Origin of the sequence: Tardiphaga sp. OK246, from assembly GCF_900188215.1 — a bacterium.
Classification (GTDB): Bacteria; Pseudomonadota; Alphaproteobacteria; order Rhizobiales; family Xanthobacteraceae; genus Tardiphaga; species Tardiphaga robiniae.
On the sequence record NZ_FZOX01000006.1, the window covers coordinates 173,318 to 187,413 of the forward strand.

11 protein-coding genes are annotated in these 14,096 nt (G+C 62.5%); 4 read left to right on the forward strand and 7 right to left on the reverse strand.

The genetic code is table 11. The features are described from left to right. The first annotated feature begins 17 nt into the window (after positions 1–17). Positions 18–3,083 (forward strand): fumarylacetoacetate hydrolase family protein, encoded by a 3,066-nt coding sequence (locus CHC01_RS24940; RefSeq protein WP_502695683.1) that lies wholly within the window; start codon positions 18–20, stop codon positions 3,081–3,083. 376 nt (positions 3,084–3,459) lie between these two features. Here CHC01_RS24940 and CHC01_RS24945 read toward each other — a convergent pair whose 3' ends face one another. Continuing rightward, complete coding sequence (locus tag CHC01_RS24945; protein ID WP_089267067.1) at positions 3,460–4,221, reverse strand: SDR family oxidoreductase; 762 nt, start codon at positions 4,219–4,221, stop codon at positions 3,460–3,462. Positions 4,222–4,255: 34 nt separating this feature from the next. Further along, a complete protein-coding gene (locus tag CHC01_RS24950) occupies positions 4,256–5,488 on the reverse strand; it encodes an MFS transporter (RefSeq protein WP_089267068.1) in 1,233 nt (410 codons plus the stop codon). 170 nt (positions 5,489–5,658) lie between these two features. Here CHC01_RS24950 and CHC01_RS24955 point away from each other — a divergent pair, with 170 nt between their 5' ends. Then, positions 5,659–6,582, forward strand: coding sequence for a LysR substrate-binding domain-containing protein (locus CHC01_RS24955; protein WP_089267069.1), 924 nt, complete (start codon positions 5,659–5,661; stop codon positions 6,580–6,582). Positions 6,583–6,787: 205 nt separating this feature from the next. Here CHC01_RS24955 and CHC01_RS32750 read toward each other — a convergent pair whose 3' ends face one another. Then, complete coding sequence (locus CHC01_RS32750) at positions 6,788–6,928, reverse strand: hypothetical protein (protein WP_176454705.1); 141 nt, start codon at positions 6,926–6,928, stop codon at positions 6,788–6,790. A gap of 597 nt (positions 6,929–7,525) precedes the next feature. Here CHC01_RS32750 and CHC01_RS24965 point away from each other — a divergent pair. Further along, on the forward strand, positions 7,526–10,018 hold the full coding sequence (locus CHC01_RS24965; RefSeq protein WP_089267302.1) for an autotransporter outer membrane beta-barrel domain-containing protein: 2,493 nt from the start codon (positions 7,526–7,528) through the stop codon (positions 10,016–10,018). A 40-nt stretch (positions 10,019–10,058) separates the two neighbouring features. Here the strand turns inward: CHC01_RS24965 and CHC01_RS24970 are convergent, their stop codons facing one another. The 3 genes from CHC01_RS24970 to CHC01_RS24980 all read right to left on the reverse strand — a co-directional run bounded on the left by CHC01_RS24970 (position 10,059) and on the right by CHC01_RS24980 (position 12,484). Next, complete coding sequence (locus tag CHC01_RS24970) at positions 10,059–11,249, reverse strand: helix-turn-helix transcriptional regulator (protein ID WP_244558513.1); 1,191 nt, start codon at positions 11,247–11,249, stop codon at positions 10,059–10,061. 268 nt (positions 11,250–11,517) lie between these two features. Further along, on the reverse strand, positions 11,518–12,042 hold the full coding sequence (locus CHC01_RS24975) for a DUF3455 domain-containing protein (protein ID WP_244558514.1): 525 nt from the start codon (positions 12,040–12,042) through the stop codon (positions 11,518–11,520). 19 nt (positions 12,043–12,061) lie between these two features. Further along, positions 12,062–12,484 (reverse strand): GFA family protein, encoded by a 423-nt coding sequence (locus CHC01_RS24980; RefSeq protein WP_089267071.1) that lies wholly within the window; start codon positions 12,482–12,484, stop codon positions 12,062–12,064. 192 nt (positions 12,485–12,676) lie between these two features. Between CHC01_RS24980 and CHC01_RS24985 the strand changes: the two genes are divergently transcribed. Beyond that, positions 12,677–13,117, forward strand: coding sequence for an NlpC/P60 family protein (locus tag CHC01_RS24985; protein ID WP_089267305.1), 441 nt, complete (start codon positions 12,677–12,679; stop codon positions 13,115–13,117). 25 nt (positions 13,118–13,142) lie between these two features. Here CHC01_RS24985 and CHC01_RS24990 read toward each other — a convergent pair whose 3' ends face one another. Then, complete coding sequence (locus CHC01_RS24990) at positions 13,143–14,063, reverse strand: LysR family transcriptional regulator (protein ID WP_089267072.1); 921 nt, start codon at positions 14,061–14,063, stop codon at positions 13,143–13,145. Between the last annotated feature and the right edge of the window lie 33 nt (positions 14,064–14,096).

The following is a 14,096-nucleotide window of genomic DNA, read 5'->3' on the forward strand; positions in this document are numbered from 1 at the left end:
TAACAGAAGAGAACCACATGAAACTCGTAAGATTTGGACAGCCGGGCGCGGAAAAGCCTGGCCTTGTCGGTGATGACGGTGTGCTTCGCGACCTGTCATCGGTCGTAAAGGACATCGGTCCCGATACTTTGTCCCCGGCATCACTGAAGGCGATCTCCGAAGTCTCCCCCTCAAACTTGCCCGCCGTGACGGGGCACCAACGTTTAGGCGTGCCGATTTCTGGAATCGGGAAGTTCGTGGCGATTGGCCTGAACTATTCGGACCATGCCGCCGAGGCCAATCTTCCGATCCCGTCGGAGCCGATCGTCTTTCAGAAGGCGATCACCTGGCTTTCCGGACCGAATGACGATGTAATGCTGCCGCAGTCCTCCCAGAAATCTGATTGGGAGGTCGAACTCGGCATCGTCATTGGTACTAAGGCGACTTATGTCGCAGTCGAGAATGCACTGTCCCACGTCGCCGGATACTGCGTCGTGAATGATGTCAGCGAGCGCGAATACCAGATGGAGCGTGGCGGTACCTGGGACAAAGGTAAGGGGTGCGATACCTTTGGTCCCATCGGCCCGTGGCTGGTCACCAAAGATGAGGTTGGCGACGCGCAGGCGCTCGATCTTTGGCTCGACGTGAATGACCGTCGCATGCAGACGGGTAATACACGCACGATGATCTTCAACTGCGCCGAAATCGTCAGCTATGTGAGCCGCTTTATGACGCTTCTGCCGGGCGATGTCATTGCAACCGGTACTCCCGGCTCGACCGGCACCGTAACGGTGGATGGCGCCGGGTCGTCCTTCACCAATTCCGGCCTCGTTGTCGGCTCTTTCGGCACCGGCACGCTGACGATCCAGAACGGCGGCAAGGCGAACACCTACACCAGTTATATCAACACCGGCACCACGACGGTTAACGGCGCCGGGTCGTCCTGGACCAATTCCGGCAACCTCTCGGTCGGCAATTCCCGCGCCGGCACGCTGACGATCGAGAACGGCGGCGCGGTGAGCAACGTCATCGGCTGGATCGGCGTCAATGCCGGCTCGACCGGCACCGTGACGGTTGATGGCGCCGGGTCGTCCTGGACCAATTCCGGCACGCTCTTTGTTGGCAATTCCGGCACCGGCACACTGACGATCGCCAATGGCGGCACCGTCTCGACGGCTTCGGGCATGCAGATCGCCGCTTTGGCCGGCTCGACCGGCACGCTCAATATCGGCGCCGCCTCCGGTCTGGCCGCAGCCGCGCCCGGCACGCTGACCGTACCCTCGGTCGCGTTCGGGGCAGGCACCGGCCGCATCGTCTTCAACCACACCGCCTCGAACTACAACTTCGCCCCGATTATCTCCGGCGCGGGGGCGGTGACGGTGGAGAACGGCACCACGATCCTGACCACGACCAACACCTATAGCGGGGCCACCACGGTCAATGGCGGCACGCTGGCGGTCAATGGCTCCATCGCCAGTTCGGCGGTGACGGTGAACAATGGCGGCACGCTCGGCGGCAACGGCACCGTCGGCGGTGTTACCATCAACGGCGGCGGCGTGCTCGCGCCCGGCAATTCGATCGGCACGCTGACGGTCGGGGGCAATCTGGCGTTCGGCGCCGGCGGCCTCTACCGCGTCGAGGTCTCGCCATCGGCCGCCGATCGCGCCAATGTCACGGGCATCGCGAGCCTGACCGGCGGCATCGTGCAGGCGGTCTTCCAGCCGGGCAGCTATGTCAGCAAGAGCTACACCATCCTGTCGGCGGCCGGCGGCCTCGGCGGCACCACCTTCAGCGGCGTGAGCGGCAGCATGCCCGCCTTCAACGTCGGCCTGAGCTACACGTCGACCGACGTGGTGTTAAACCTCTTGGCGTCGCTCGGCGCCGGCAACTCGCTGCCGGGCAATCCGCAGACCGTCGCATCCACGCTCAACAACTTCTTCAACAATGGCGGCGCGCTGCCGCCAGCCTTTGTCGCGCTGTTTGGTCTCACCGGCAGCAATCTCTCATCCGCGCTGTCACAGGTATCGGGTGAGACCGCCACCGGCTCGCAGCAGACGACCTTCAGTGCGATGAACCAGTTCATGGGCGTGATGACTGATCCCTTTATCGACGGTCGCGGCGATCCGGTTTCAGCGGGATCGTCCGTGGGCACATCGGCATATGCCTCGCCAGACAAGCCGCGCTCCGCCACAGCGCGCGACGCCTATGCGATGTTCACCAAGGCGCCCGTTATGGCCGATCCGTTCGCGCAGCACTGGAGCGTGTGGGCGGCAGGCTATGGCGGCTCGCAGACCACGAACGGCAACACGACACTCGGCTCCAACAACACGACCAGCCGCATCGCAGGCATCGCGGTCGGCGCCGACTACCGTATCTCGCCGAATACGCTGGCAGGCTTTGCGCTGGCGGGCGGTGGTACGACCTTCAGCACCGTCAATGGCGGCTCTGGCCGATCCGATATGTTCCAGGCCGGCGCCTTCATCCGGCACAATGCGGGTGCGGCGTATCTCTCCGGCGCGCTGGCCTATGGCTGGCAGGACATCACCACCAACCGCACCGTGACGGTGGCCGGTATCGATCAGTTGCGCGCGCAGTTCAACGCCAATGCCTTCTCGGGTCGCGTCGAAGGCGGCTATCGCTTTGTCAGCCCGTGGATGGGCGGCATCGGCATCGGCATCACGCCCTACGCAGCAGGACAGTTCACCACCTTCGATCTGCCGGCCTATGCCGAGCAGGCGGTCACCGGCGTCAACACCTTTGCGCTGGCCTACGCATCAAGGAGTGTCACCGATACGCGCAGCGAACTCGGCCTGCGCAGCGACAAATCATATGCGATGCCGGACGGAATCGTCACGCTGCGGGGGCGCCTGGCATGGGCGCATGGTTTCAACCCCGGCCGCAATATCGGTGCGACGTTCCAGACGCTGCCGGGTGCATCCTTTGTCGTTGGCGGCGCCGCGCAGGCCAGCGACTCTGCACTCGTCACCGCCTCCGTCGAAAAGAAATGGCTGAGCGGCTGGTCCGTCGCCAGCACCTTCGAAGGCGAGTTCTCTCAGCTCACCAAGAGCTACGCCGGCAAGGGCGTGGTGCGGTATGCGTGGTGAGGTGACGACTTCCGGTCTTGGCACTTTTCGGAAGTGCCGTAATGTCCGACTTGATTCCGGAATGCGCACCAAAGCGGACGTCCACCGACTACCCTGAATTGAGTTCGCGACATAGTTCCTGATAATGGGCGGACGATTGCAACCCGACCCGATGGGCCTCAGTCGGCGTACAGCAGGGCTCCGGTTGTTTCATAATTGCGTCGGAGGCTATGGCGGCGATCCGTTTGTCCAACGCCGGGTAGGGGTGGGATGAGCGGGTGAGCGAGTGGCCGATATGCGGGAGCTCACCGCACATGTCGCCTGCAGTCATCGCGGAGGAAGCTTAGGTTTCGATCAGGAAGGCGCTGCTGGAAGGCGCGGCGCCACAACCTGTTGCTCACTTGCCGCCAGTGACATCGAGGAATGTGCCGGTGACGAAGGAAGCGTCGGCGCTTGCCAGCCACAGGATCGCCCGCGCAACCTCTTCAGGCTGACCGCCTCTGCCCATCGGGATCGAGTCTTTGACGCGATCCACCCGTCCGGGTTCTCCGCCGCTGGCATGCATGTCAGTGTAGATGTGCCCGGGGCGAATGCAGTTGACGCGTATGCCATCCCGCGCGACTTCCTTGGCGAAGCCGGTCGTGAATGTCTCGACGGCACCCTTCGACGCAGCGTAGTCGACATATTCGCCAGGGCTGCCGAGCCGGGCCGAAGCCGACGAGATGTTGATCACGGAACCGCCCCGCCCGTTGTGGCGATACGACATCCGCTTCGCGGCTTGCTGTGCGCAAAGGATAGGACCGATCGCGTTTACCGCGAAGATGCGCTGCATCCGCTCGAATCCGAGATCCTCCAGCCGGGACTGCCGCGCGAGCATCGCGGCGTTGTTGACCAGCACGTCGATCCGGCCGAACTTTCGGTCGATCGCGGCGAATAGCTGGGCGACCTGCTCTGGCTCCGCACTATCGGCGCGGACCGTCAAAGCCCGGCGCCCTGCAGCTTCGACATCAGCCGCCACCGAAAGGGCGGCAGACTCGTTGGAGACGAAGCTGATCGCCACATCGTAACCTTGCGTGGCAGCAAGCCGCGCAGTCGCGGCGCCTACGCCACGACTTCCACCCGTTACCAGAATGAGCGGCGTCTGCGAGACTGTATCCATCTAACGAACCTTCATGTGATGGTGAAGTAATAATCTAGGGCTGTCCGGGTGAGTGCGATGCCAAATTGATTTCGACGTCATCGCTCAGATGCCTTGAGAGTGCGATCATGAACGGGCAGATCGCCAGCGCCGTCATTGCGGTCGCGGCCGTTGCCATTGCAGGTCCGAACGCGTCGCCCAGAAAGCCATAGAGAACCGGGGCACTGGCGCCCGCGCCGATGGTGCCGGTATAAAACAAAGCGAATGCACGCTCCGTGCGATCGGCTGGAGTTATTTCGGGGACCGTTCCATACAGCACCGATGACGTGCCGTTGAGCATCACACCCAGCGCCGGCAGAACGACGATAACCGGGATGAGCGGCAGCACCAGAACGCCGAGGATCAGCAGCGCAGTGGCAGCTTCGGTGAAGAGAACGGTGCGCCGGGTGCCGATCCTGTCGCCAAGCCAGCCGCAAGCGAACTTGCCGGCGGCCCCACCGATGAAGAGAAGTGCCAGAGCGAAACCGCTGGTGGGAAGCGAGGCTCCTTTTTCAATCAGGAGAAATGGCAGAAAGGTGAGAAAGCCCATTCTGACGGCGCTATCGAGCATTCCGATCGCCAGGAGCCAATAGAATCCGCCCCGACTTCGACCGGTCTTGCTGGATCGTTCCTTCGCATCTGCTGCATGCCCCATGCCCACGGCCGGCATCCACATCGCCATGGCGACAGACACGGCGATGCCGGCGATAGCGAGCGCAAATACGGCATGGCGCCAGGCGATGGTGACAAGCAGCAGAGACATCAGCGCCGGGATGGCCGCCTTTCCGAGATCGCCTGTGAAATTGTAGATGCCGAGCGGCCTGCGCGCAGCACGCCCATAAGCCCGTGAAACGGCGGCGGACGCCAAAGGGTGTTGGGTGCTCGAGCCTGCGCCTGCCAATGCGAGCGCAAAGCTCAGTCCGACGATGCCACCGGAGATGCCCGCGAGAGCGTAGCCCAACGCCGACAGCGCCGTGCCGCAGCAGAGAATGAGTCTGGCATCGATCCGCTCCGCCAGATGCCCTGCCGGAATCTGCAGACATGCCATGGTGCCGGAATAAAGACCGCGAAAGACCGCAAGGACGCTATAGCTCAGCGCAAACTCGGTCTGCCAGATCGGCAGCAATACATAGATCGCGTCCGTGAAGCCGTCGTGCAAAGCGTGGTTGAGCCCGGTCAGCGCAAGCGTTCGTGCGGCGCGTGTCCGGTTCGCAGGAGCCTTAGTGGTCGTGGTCTCGTGGTGGGTCATGTGCTGTTTCTTGGGTCTTCCGGCGCACGCGCTGCAATCGCAGAAAATCTGAAGGTTGGTGCGCTAGAGCTGGTGTCTGGCGTGCAAAGCGCTGCTAAAGTCACTCTGAACTAGACTTCAGGCTGTCACAAATCAGTAATACTCAGGTCATGGGTTAGAAATTCTCAAGCATGTCCACCTTTGTCCCGCGCCGTAGTCTGCCGCCGCTGAATGCGGTCCGCGCCTTCGAAGCCGCCGCCCGCCTCGGCAGTCTGAAGGAGGCGGCCGTTGAACTCAGCGTGACCCACGGCGCCGTCAGTCAGCAGATCCGGCTACTGGAAGACTGGCTGGGTGCTCCGGCGCTGTTTCGGCGTTCGGTCCGACGGGTCGTGCTGACGCCTGCCGGCGCAGCGCTGCTCACCGAATTCGGACCGGCGCTCGATCGTATTTCGGCTGCCGTGCAGCAGCATCGAACCAGACGGCATGACGCGCCATCCATCGTGCTGCATGTGAACGCTCTCGCAACTTTCAGTCTGCGATGGCTGTTGCGACGCATGGGCGCTTTTCGTGCGGAGCATCCCGACATCGAGGTACGCTTGAGCACGTCGAACGAGACGATCGACGCTCTGGCAGAGCCGTTCGATGTCGTGATCAGAGGTGGCCCGGACACTTTTCCCGGTTACACCTCGCGTTTCCTGTTCGGGGAGCGGCGGCTGCCAGTGTGTAGTCCGACCATCCTGGATCGGGCGCCGCTGACCGATATCCGCGATCTGTCGCATCATACGCTGCTTCACGTCTCCTCGATGGCGCGGCTGTGGCGCGACTGGCTGGCTGAGGCCGGAGAGCCCGCCCTTCGCCCCGAGGCATCCCTGACCTTCGATCATTTCTATCTGACCATACAGGCGGCGATCGACGGACTCGGCGTGGCGATGGGCCCGACCGCACTGGTCGCCGATGATCTCGCGGCCGGGCGATTGATGACGCCGTTTCCGGACATCAGTCTCTCGGCGCGAAGCTACTTCGCCTATCTGCCGGAAGCGCGACGGACCGATCCACATATCGCCGTGTTCTGCGACTGGCTCGAGCAACAAGGCCGCGATCTCGTCCGGAGCTAGCGTCGATAACACCGTCGCTTCCATGAACCGCTGGGGCAAGGCGCGAGCGGCGACGCCGATCAGGGCCTCGTCGGTCGCTCTCCGGCCCCGAACAGCTTCCTGGTGTATCGGCAATGTCGATAATGTCCGCGGCTTTCCCGATATCCCCGGCAACGACTTCGTCATGAGCTATCCGACGCCGGGGACGGGTGGGGGATGATCGCGATCAATCGGTCCCCTGCAGCGTGACGGATGGCGTGTGGGTCGCATGTGATGCGACGGCATCGATTCGTTGCAGGGCGATGTAGTGAACGATCACGAAGCACGCGATCGCGGCGGCGTAGAGCAGACGTTCGAGTAATGCCATCGATGGTCCATCCGAATGAGAGATGCGCTTGTCGTGGCTCATCATCGATGGAGCAGTGATATCAAGCGTCCTACGAACGACCGATACGCGTTCACATTCGTCTGTTGCGTGCGTTGCCACGTGCCGACGCGAGAGACATCGAACCAGCGCACGCACTGATAGATCGAGCTTGCGATATGCCAACCGGATTCGATCTCGAAAGACTTTGTTAAGCGTCTTTCGTTGCGCAAACGGCACAGGCCGCGCGTTTGTTCAGCGTGAACACGCTTCGATTATTGTCCGATTGTTGCGGCTCATTTAGCTTCGCAAGTGTCCTTCGCGGACTGCACGAAACGTCTGCATCCTCGAACGGTGTGGACTCAGGCGAAACTGGAATAGCTCATGCGCGAATGCATCGGGGTTGCGACGATTAGACGACAGTCGGATGACATGCGCCACGAGAGTCCAGATCGCACCCGGCGATCTCGATCCAGCAGCGCCCGAACGCGATTGCTTCGCCTGCTGCTGGCGAGCGCGTCGGCGATGGCGCTCACGGTTCTCTCTGCCGGATCGGCCGCGGCTCAAGTCAACTGGACCGGAAGCACAAACAACGACTGGATGGTCGGGAGCAACTGGCAGGGGGGCGCGGTCCCCGTCGGCGTTGCCGTCAACATCGGCACGACGTCGCCAAATCCGACGGTGCTCGGTGTCGGCGGCGCGGCGGCCGGAACGACCGGAAATATCTCCGTCGGTGTGATCGGCGTGACGGGCAATCTGACCATTCAGAACGGCAGCACGCTGACCAGCACCGGCGCCAACGTGCGGCTCGGACAAGGGGGCGGAAGCAACGGCATAGTGACTGTCACCGGGCCTGGATCGCAATGGCTGGTTACCAACGGACAACTTGTTCTTGGCTTTGCGGGAAATGGCACGCTCAACATTGAAAACGGGGCGAAAGTATCCGCATCAGCATCCTCCGGCACTAGAGTGGGCAGCGGCACCGGGTCTTCCGGCACGCTCAACATCAATAGCGGCGGCACGCTGGAGACCCGCACCCTGACCGGCAGCGGCGTCGGCCCCTCGCAGGTCAATTTCGACAATGCCATTTTGCGTGCCAAGAGTAGCGCTCCCATTGCCTTCATCGTCGCATTTTCCGGCACCGAGCTGAACCTTCTCGCGGGCGGACTGACCATCGATACCAACGGCTTCAATGTGGGGACCGACGCGACGTCCGGGTTCACTGGCGCCGGTGGCTTGATCGTGACGGGCGGCGGCGTTTTCAACTTGCTGGCGAACAGCCTTTATTCCGGCCAGACGTGGGTCCAGGCCGGCAGCACGCTCTTCCTTCAGGGCGCCGGCGACATTGCCAATTCGAGCAAAGTCATTGCGGACGGAACCTTCAATATCTCGGCCATTACTGCGGCGGGCACAAACATTCAGAGCCTGGCGGGAAGCGGCGCCGTCACGCTTGGCGCAAAGAACCTGACCATCACGAATGCGAACGATCTGTTCTCCGGCGTCATCTCCGGCACCGGCGGACTAACGCTCAGCGGCGGCATGCAGACCCTTTCCGGTGTCAACACCTATACCGGTGGCACCACGGTGAGCGGCGGCACGCTCAGCGTCAACGGCAGCGTCTGCGGCGCCATGACTGTGTTGGCCGGCGGCACGCTGCAAGGCACCGGCACGGTCTGCGACACGTCGAACGCAGGCATCGTCGCGCCCGGCAATTCCATCGGAACGCTCACTGTCGCCGGCAACTACACCGGCAACGGCGGAACGCTGCAGATCGAATCCGTGCTCGGTGGCGATGCCTCGCCGACCGATCGGCTTGTCGTCACCGGCAACACCGCGGGCAGCACCAATGTGCGGGTGATCAATCTCGGCGGCAGCGGCGCTCAAACCGTCGAAGGCATCAAGATCATCGATGTCGGCGGCGCATCGAACGGCGCGTTCTCGCTGCTCGGCGATTATGTGATCCAGGGCCAGCAGGCGGTGGTCGGCGGCGCCTATGCCTATACGCTGCAGAAGAACGGCGTCAGCACGCCGACCGATGGCGACTGGTATCTGCGTTCGAGCCTGATCAATCCGCCGGTCTCGGCGCCTCCCGGTCCGCTCTATCAGCCCGGCGTTCCGCTTTACGAAAACTATGCGCAGGTGCTACTCGGCATGAACGAACTGCCGACCATGCAGCAGCGCGTCGGCAATCGCTATTGGGGCGGCAGCGACGCCATGGCGCGCGCCGGTGTCGCACTGGCGCCAGGCGAGGCGTCGCCGACGCCAACGGCGTTCTGGGGCCGCATCGAAGGCGGCCAATCCAATTTGCAGCCCTCGACCACGACAGGCTCCACCTATAAGGCCGACCAGCTGAAAGTGCAGGCGGGCCTCGACGGTCTGCTGATGGAGAACGAGCGCGGAAGGCTGATCGTCGGTCTCACCGGGCAATATGGCCTGACAACCGCCAATATCGCATCGGCCTTCGGCAATGGCCGGATCCGCGTCGAAGGTTCGGGTGTCGGCGGCACGCTGACATGGTTCGGCGACAACGGCTTCTATGTCGACGGCCAGGCGCAATCGATGTTCTACCGCAGCGATCTCTCCTCGGTGCTGGCCGGCAGCATGACCCACGGCAACGAAGGGGTGGGCTATGCCTTCAGCGCTGAAACCGGCAAGCGGTTCTTTGTCGGCAACGGCTGGTCGCTGACGCCGCAGGCGCAGCTGTCCTATTCGAAGGCCGAGTTCGATCGCTTCACCGATCGGTTCGGCGCGCCGGTGTCGCTGCGCGACGGCGACAGCCTGCTTGGCCGCGTCGGCCTTGCGCTCAACCACCAGAAGACCTGGAACGACGGCGCAGGCATCGTGCGCTCGGATATCTACGGCATCGGCAACCTGCGCTACGAGTTCCTCGACGGCACCCGTGTCGATGTCGCCGGCACCGGCTTCGCCAGCGCGCAAGACCGGCTGTGGGGCAGCATCGGCGGCGGCGGCACCTATAGCTGGGCCAACGGTCGCTACGCCGTGTTCGGCGAGGTCTCCTATAGCGCGAGTCTTGAGGACGCGGCGGCGAACCGCAGCTACAAGGGCACTGGCGGCTTCCGCATCGTCTGGTGAGCGACGAGATGCGACATACTCGCGGCAAATTATCTGGCGTCTACCCGATCACGCGCGTCGCATAGCCGGCGAACAGCTTGACCAGATCCGCCTGCCGCCGGGTTCCGGTTTTGTAGAACAGGCGGCTGAGATGCGTCTTGATCGTCGTTTCGGCGACGCCGAGCGCTGCAGCGACCTCCGGCACGCCGCCGACCTGGACGATCGCCAGCAGGACGCGAAGCTCTGACGGTGTGAGCTGGAATGTCTTGCCGATGAGTTCGGGCGGCGATGTGGCGTCGATATCCGCCTTGCGCACGAACAAGGCCGCCGTGGCCGAATAGACCAGACCGGCCTGTCGCCGTGCTCCCGATGTCAGCGGCAGGAGATGCGCGACGTATCGTTCGCCAGTGCTGCCGATGAGCGGCATGGCGATTCCGCGGGTGCCGAGCGCGCTGTCGCCTTCACCGGCGACGGCGAGGGCCTCCCGCAAGGCGCGATCGGCCTGGCTGTCGCGAGCACTGAGTCGGCCGGAGGAGGCGCGCAGGACGTCCGCTGTGTCGAGCATGGCATGGCCGGCAAAGTTGGCATGAACGATGCGCGCAGCCGAATCGACGAGGAACAGGCCGACGCTCAGCCCGTCGAGCGTATCCGCCAGCGTCGCGGCCTCGGCGGCTTTCAGATCGAACATGCGTCCGATCATCACCGCGCGGCGGATATGCGGCGCGATCAGTCGCATACGGTGACGTGCGCGCTCATCGGCCACGCCGTCACGCTCATGCCGGAACACGCCGAACATGGCGACATTGGTGATGGACTTGTCGAGCACCGAATTGATGCAATCCGCCAGTCCCTGCGGCTGCACCCATTCCTTGTAGAAGCGGGTTTCCCTGAACTCCGCGTAAGGCAGGATGTCCTCGATCCCGATCGGTTCATCGAGCTCCGCGAAGAACTGCACGGTCGTGGTGGGATCGAGCGCAACATATTTGTCGAAATAGGAGCTTTGATAGTCCGCGGAAATGCCGACCACGTGAATAATATGCCCCGACGGCATGGCGGCATTCTTGGTATAGAGGCTGGCGCCGACACCGCCGACGAATTGCATCGCGCGCTCGATCGCATTCGTCCAGGACGACGAGTCGAGGACGGTGTCGTAGATGCAGCCGATCAAGTCGCTGAGCTGTTCTGCGCCTTCTGCGAGATCAGGCGATGCGAGCCGGGCGGCCATCGGCCAGAGCGGAGTCACTGACGTCATTTGCAACTATCTCTCGGGAAGGTGAGCATGCACCTTTGCATGCGTGCCTATGCCGGCACGCCGACGATGCGTGATTGGAAAGCTATGTGGTTCCGGCGGCGATGTCGTTGCCGAATGCGCAGAAGCTGTTTTTCGGCATGCGAAATATTTTTCGGATGATACGCGGAATAAATCGAAAATCGCGGACGTGCGCCGATCGGTCTTTGATAGCAAAATGACGGCGCTTGCGGCGCCGTCATTTGAACCAAATTCAACCGATGCGGAACACTCAATCCTTGTGCAGGAACGCGTAGTCTGCCGAATAGGGCACGCTGAGAAACTGGCCGGCATCATCGCATGAACCGGCGGCAACGCCGCCTTTGGTGTTGATGCGCTGGATCACGTCGACCATTGCGAGCTTGCCGTCGCCATGCCGGTCAGTCACCGTCAATTTGAGCCATGGGATATCGCTCGCGGTTTTACCTGGTGCGCGGCCAACCGCTTTGCCGCCCAGCGTGCTGCCATCGGTGAGTTGCCAATGGGGGCCCGCATAATGGCGGCCGACGGTCAGTCCATCGGACAGCAGCGTGGCGATCGGCTCGCGGAAGGTCCAGGCAAGCTTGCCGTCGGAGGCGGCCATGCACTCATACACCTGCGCGCCCTCCGCGTGATAGATTGCGACGATGGTGGCATCCGGCTCGGCAATCTCGGACGGCACCTGAGCTGCGACCGCATGCGTCAACGCGGCGAGGGCGGCGATGAGCGCCGCCCCGAACAGTCTGCACTTCACTTTGTAATTCATGTGATCGTTCATGGGACCTCGCGCGTGATGTCTATTCAGCGACGGCCTCGCCGGAGCCGCCGAGCTCCGCCGGAAAGTCCTTCAACTTCGGCAGGCCGTCCTTCATCGGCAGTACGGTCTCGGCATAATTGACGTGGACACCGGGTTCGAAACGAAGTGTCGGGATAGTCGCCGCAAAGACATCGACCAGGCCGAACGTCGGATGATTGGTCAGCAGGTGCCCACCACATTTGCTGCAATATTGGCGCTGGCTGAGCGGTGTCTTCTGGAAGCTTGCAACATGCTTGGCGCCCGCAGTGATCCGGACGGCACTCGGCTTCCACAGGCTGAAGGCATTGACCGGACCCCCGGACCACGAACGGCATGAACTGCAGTGGCAATAGCCCATCGCCTCCGGGGCACCATCCACTTCCAGTTCGACTGCGCCGCAGAAGCACTTTCCAATATGTGTCATTGCTCTCGTTTCCTCTTGCTCGTGCATCGTGCCTCGCCGCGAAGCGGGCGCGCCGGGCATGCTGCTAGCAGCGGCGCGCGAGGCGAAGCGTCATTCGATCGAATGAGAGCCGATCACAAGATGTGTCGTCGGAAAATGCGGTCAGACAGTGACATGGCGCGCAGTGCAGTCATGGATTGCGGGACAGACAACATGATCGAAACGCTTACGCGCGCCGCGATTGTCAGCGACGCGCGCGACTGGATTGGCACGCGCTATCAGCATCAGGCGTCGGTGAAGCATGTCGGATGCGATTGCCTCGGCCTCGTGCGCGGCGTCTGGCGCAACTGCATCGGCGCCGAGCCGGAAGCACCGCCGCCTTATGCGCCGGACTGGGCCGAGGCGCGGGGCGAGGAGGCACTGGCACAGGCGGCGCTACGTCATCTCGTGACCGTTGCGGTGGATGACTTCGGCGCTGGCGATGTGTTGCTGTTTCGCTGGCGCGACGGCTTCGTCGCCAAACATGCCGCGATCGCAAGCGGCGAGGGCACGATGATCCATGCTCATGATGGTGCTGCCGTCTGCGAGGTCGCCCTGACACCCTGGTGGCATCGTCGTCTGGCCTATGCGTTTCGCTTTCCCGGAGTGAGCTGATGTAGGGTGTGTTGTGTTGAATCCATCACGCGCGAGTTTCACGTCCAGGCGCATTTTCGTTGATTGCGACGCGCTCCTGGACCAGCATCGCGAATGATTTCTGTGCGTCATGTCGGTCGCTGTCGGCTTTCCAGACACATCGCGTTTCCGAAAAGACATTCCCGCCTTTCAACGGAAGAAGAACGACGCCTGCAATATGCGCGGATGTCATGGCCCGCGGAACCAGAGCGACGCCAAGACCGTGGGCGACGGCCGAGATCACGCTGACCCAATGCCGTACCTCATGAATGACCGTTGGCGAGAAGCCTGCAGACTGACAGGCTTCCAGAATGGAATTGAAATAGGCCGGCGAAGCTGAGCGACCGAACAGGATGAATTCCTCGGCCGCCAATTTTTCGAGTTGGACGGAGCGCTTGGTGGCATAGGGATGACCGCTCGGGAGGCAGGCAAGAAGTGGCTCCCGGCAGAAGCGAAACCCGTCAAGACCGTCGGGCGTCTCGAGACCGTTGATAAATCCGAAATCGATCTCGTCGCGCTTGAGGGCAACGATCTGCTCGGCCGTACTGAGTTCCTGCAACCGCAACTCAATGCCGGGATGCAGCATTCGGAACGATCGAATGATCGCAGGCAGTCCGCGATAAAGGGTCGAGCCGCCAAAGCCGACGCGCAACAATCCACCTTTCTCATCGTCAACTGTTCTCACGAAGTCGCGGACTTCTTCGACGCGACGAAGCAAAAAAGTCGCCTCGGACTGAAGTGCGCGCCCCGCAACCGTCAGCTCGACATTGCGGCTGTTGCGTTGAAAGAGCTTGGTGCCAAGGCTCTCCTCGAGTTGCCTGATGGCCAGGCTGAGAGGCGGTTGAGAGATGGACAGCCGCTGGGCGGCGCGTCGGAAATGGCGTTCCTCGGCCAGAACCAGAAAATACCGCAGCAATCGCAGTTCCATCCCCGTCTCCGTGGATTGATATGTTCTGTGGAT

What these genes read in the sequence shown, in the direction of transcription:
- CHC01_RS24940 (WP_502695683.1), top strand. Translation starts at nt 18, where the DNA reads ATGAAACTCGTAAGATTTGGACAGCCGGGCGCGGAAAAGCCTGGCCTT.
- CHC01_RS24945 (WP_089267067.1), bottom strand. Translation starts at nt 4,221, where the DNA reads ATGGATACAGTCTCGCAGACGCCGCTCATTCTGGTAACGGGTGGAAGT.
- CHC01_RS24950 (WP_089267068.1), bottom strand. Translation starts at nt 5,488, where the DNA reads ATGACCCACCACGAGACCACGACCACTAAGGCTCCTGCGAACCGGACA.
- CHC01_RS24955 (WP_089267069.1), top strand. Translation starts at nt 5,659, where the DNA reads ATGTCCACCTTTGTCCCGCGCCGTAGTCTGCCGCCGCTGAATGCGGTC.
- CHC01_RS32750 (WP_176454705.1), bottom strand. Translation starts at nt 6,928, where the DNA reads ATGGCATTACTCGAACGTCTGCTCTACGCCGCCGCGATCGCGTGCTTC.
- CHC01_RS24965 (WP_089267302.1), top strand. Translation starts at nt 7,526, where the DNA reads ATGGTCGGGAGCAACTGGCAGGGGGGCGCGGTCCCCGTCGGCGTTGCC.
- CHC01_RS24970 (WP_244558513.1), bottom strand. Translation starts at nt 11,249, where the DNA reads ATGACGTCAGTGACTCCGCTCTGGCCGATGGCCGCCCGGCTCGCATCG.
- CHC01_RS24975 (WP_244558514.1), bottom strand. Translation starts at nt 12,042, where the DNA reads ATGAACGATCACATGAATTACAAAGTGAAGTGCAGACTGTTCGGGGCG.
- CHC01_RS24980 (WP_089267071.1), bottom strand. Translation starts at nt 12,484, where the DNA reads ATGACACATATTGGAAAGTGCTTCTGCGGCGCAGTCGAACTGGAAGTG.
- CHC01_RS24985 (WP_089267305.1), top strand. Translation starts at nt 12,677, where the DNA reads ATGATCGAAACGCTTACGCGCGCCGCGATTGTCAGCGACGCGCGCGAC.
- CHC01_RS24990 (WP_089267072.1), bottom strand. Translation starts at nt 14,063, where the DNA reads ATGGAACTGCGATTGCTGCGGTATTTTCTGGTTCTGGCCGAGGAACGC.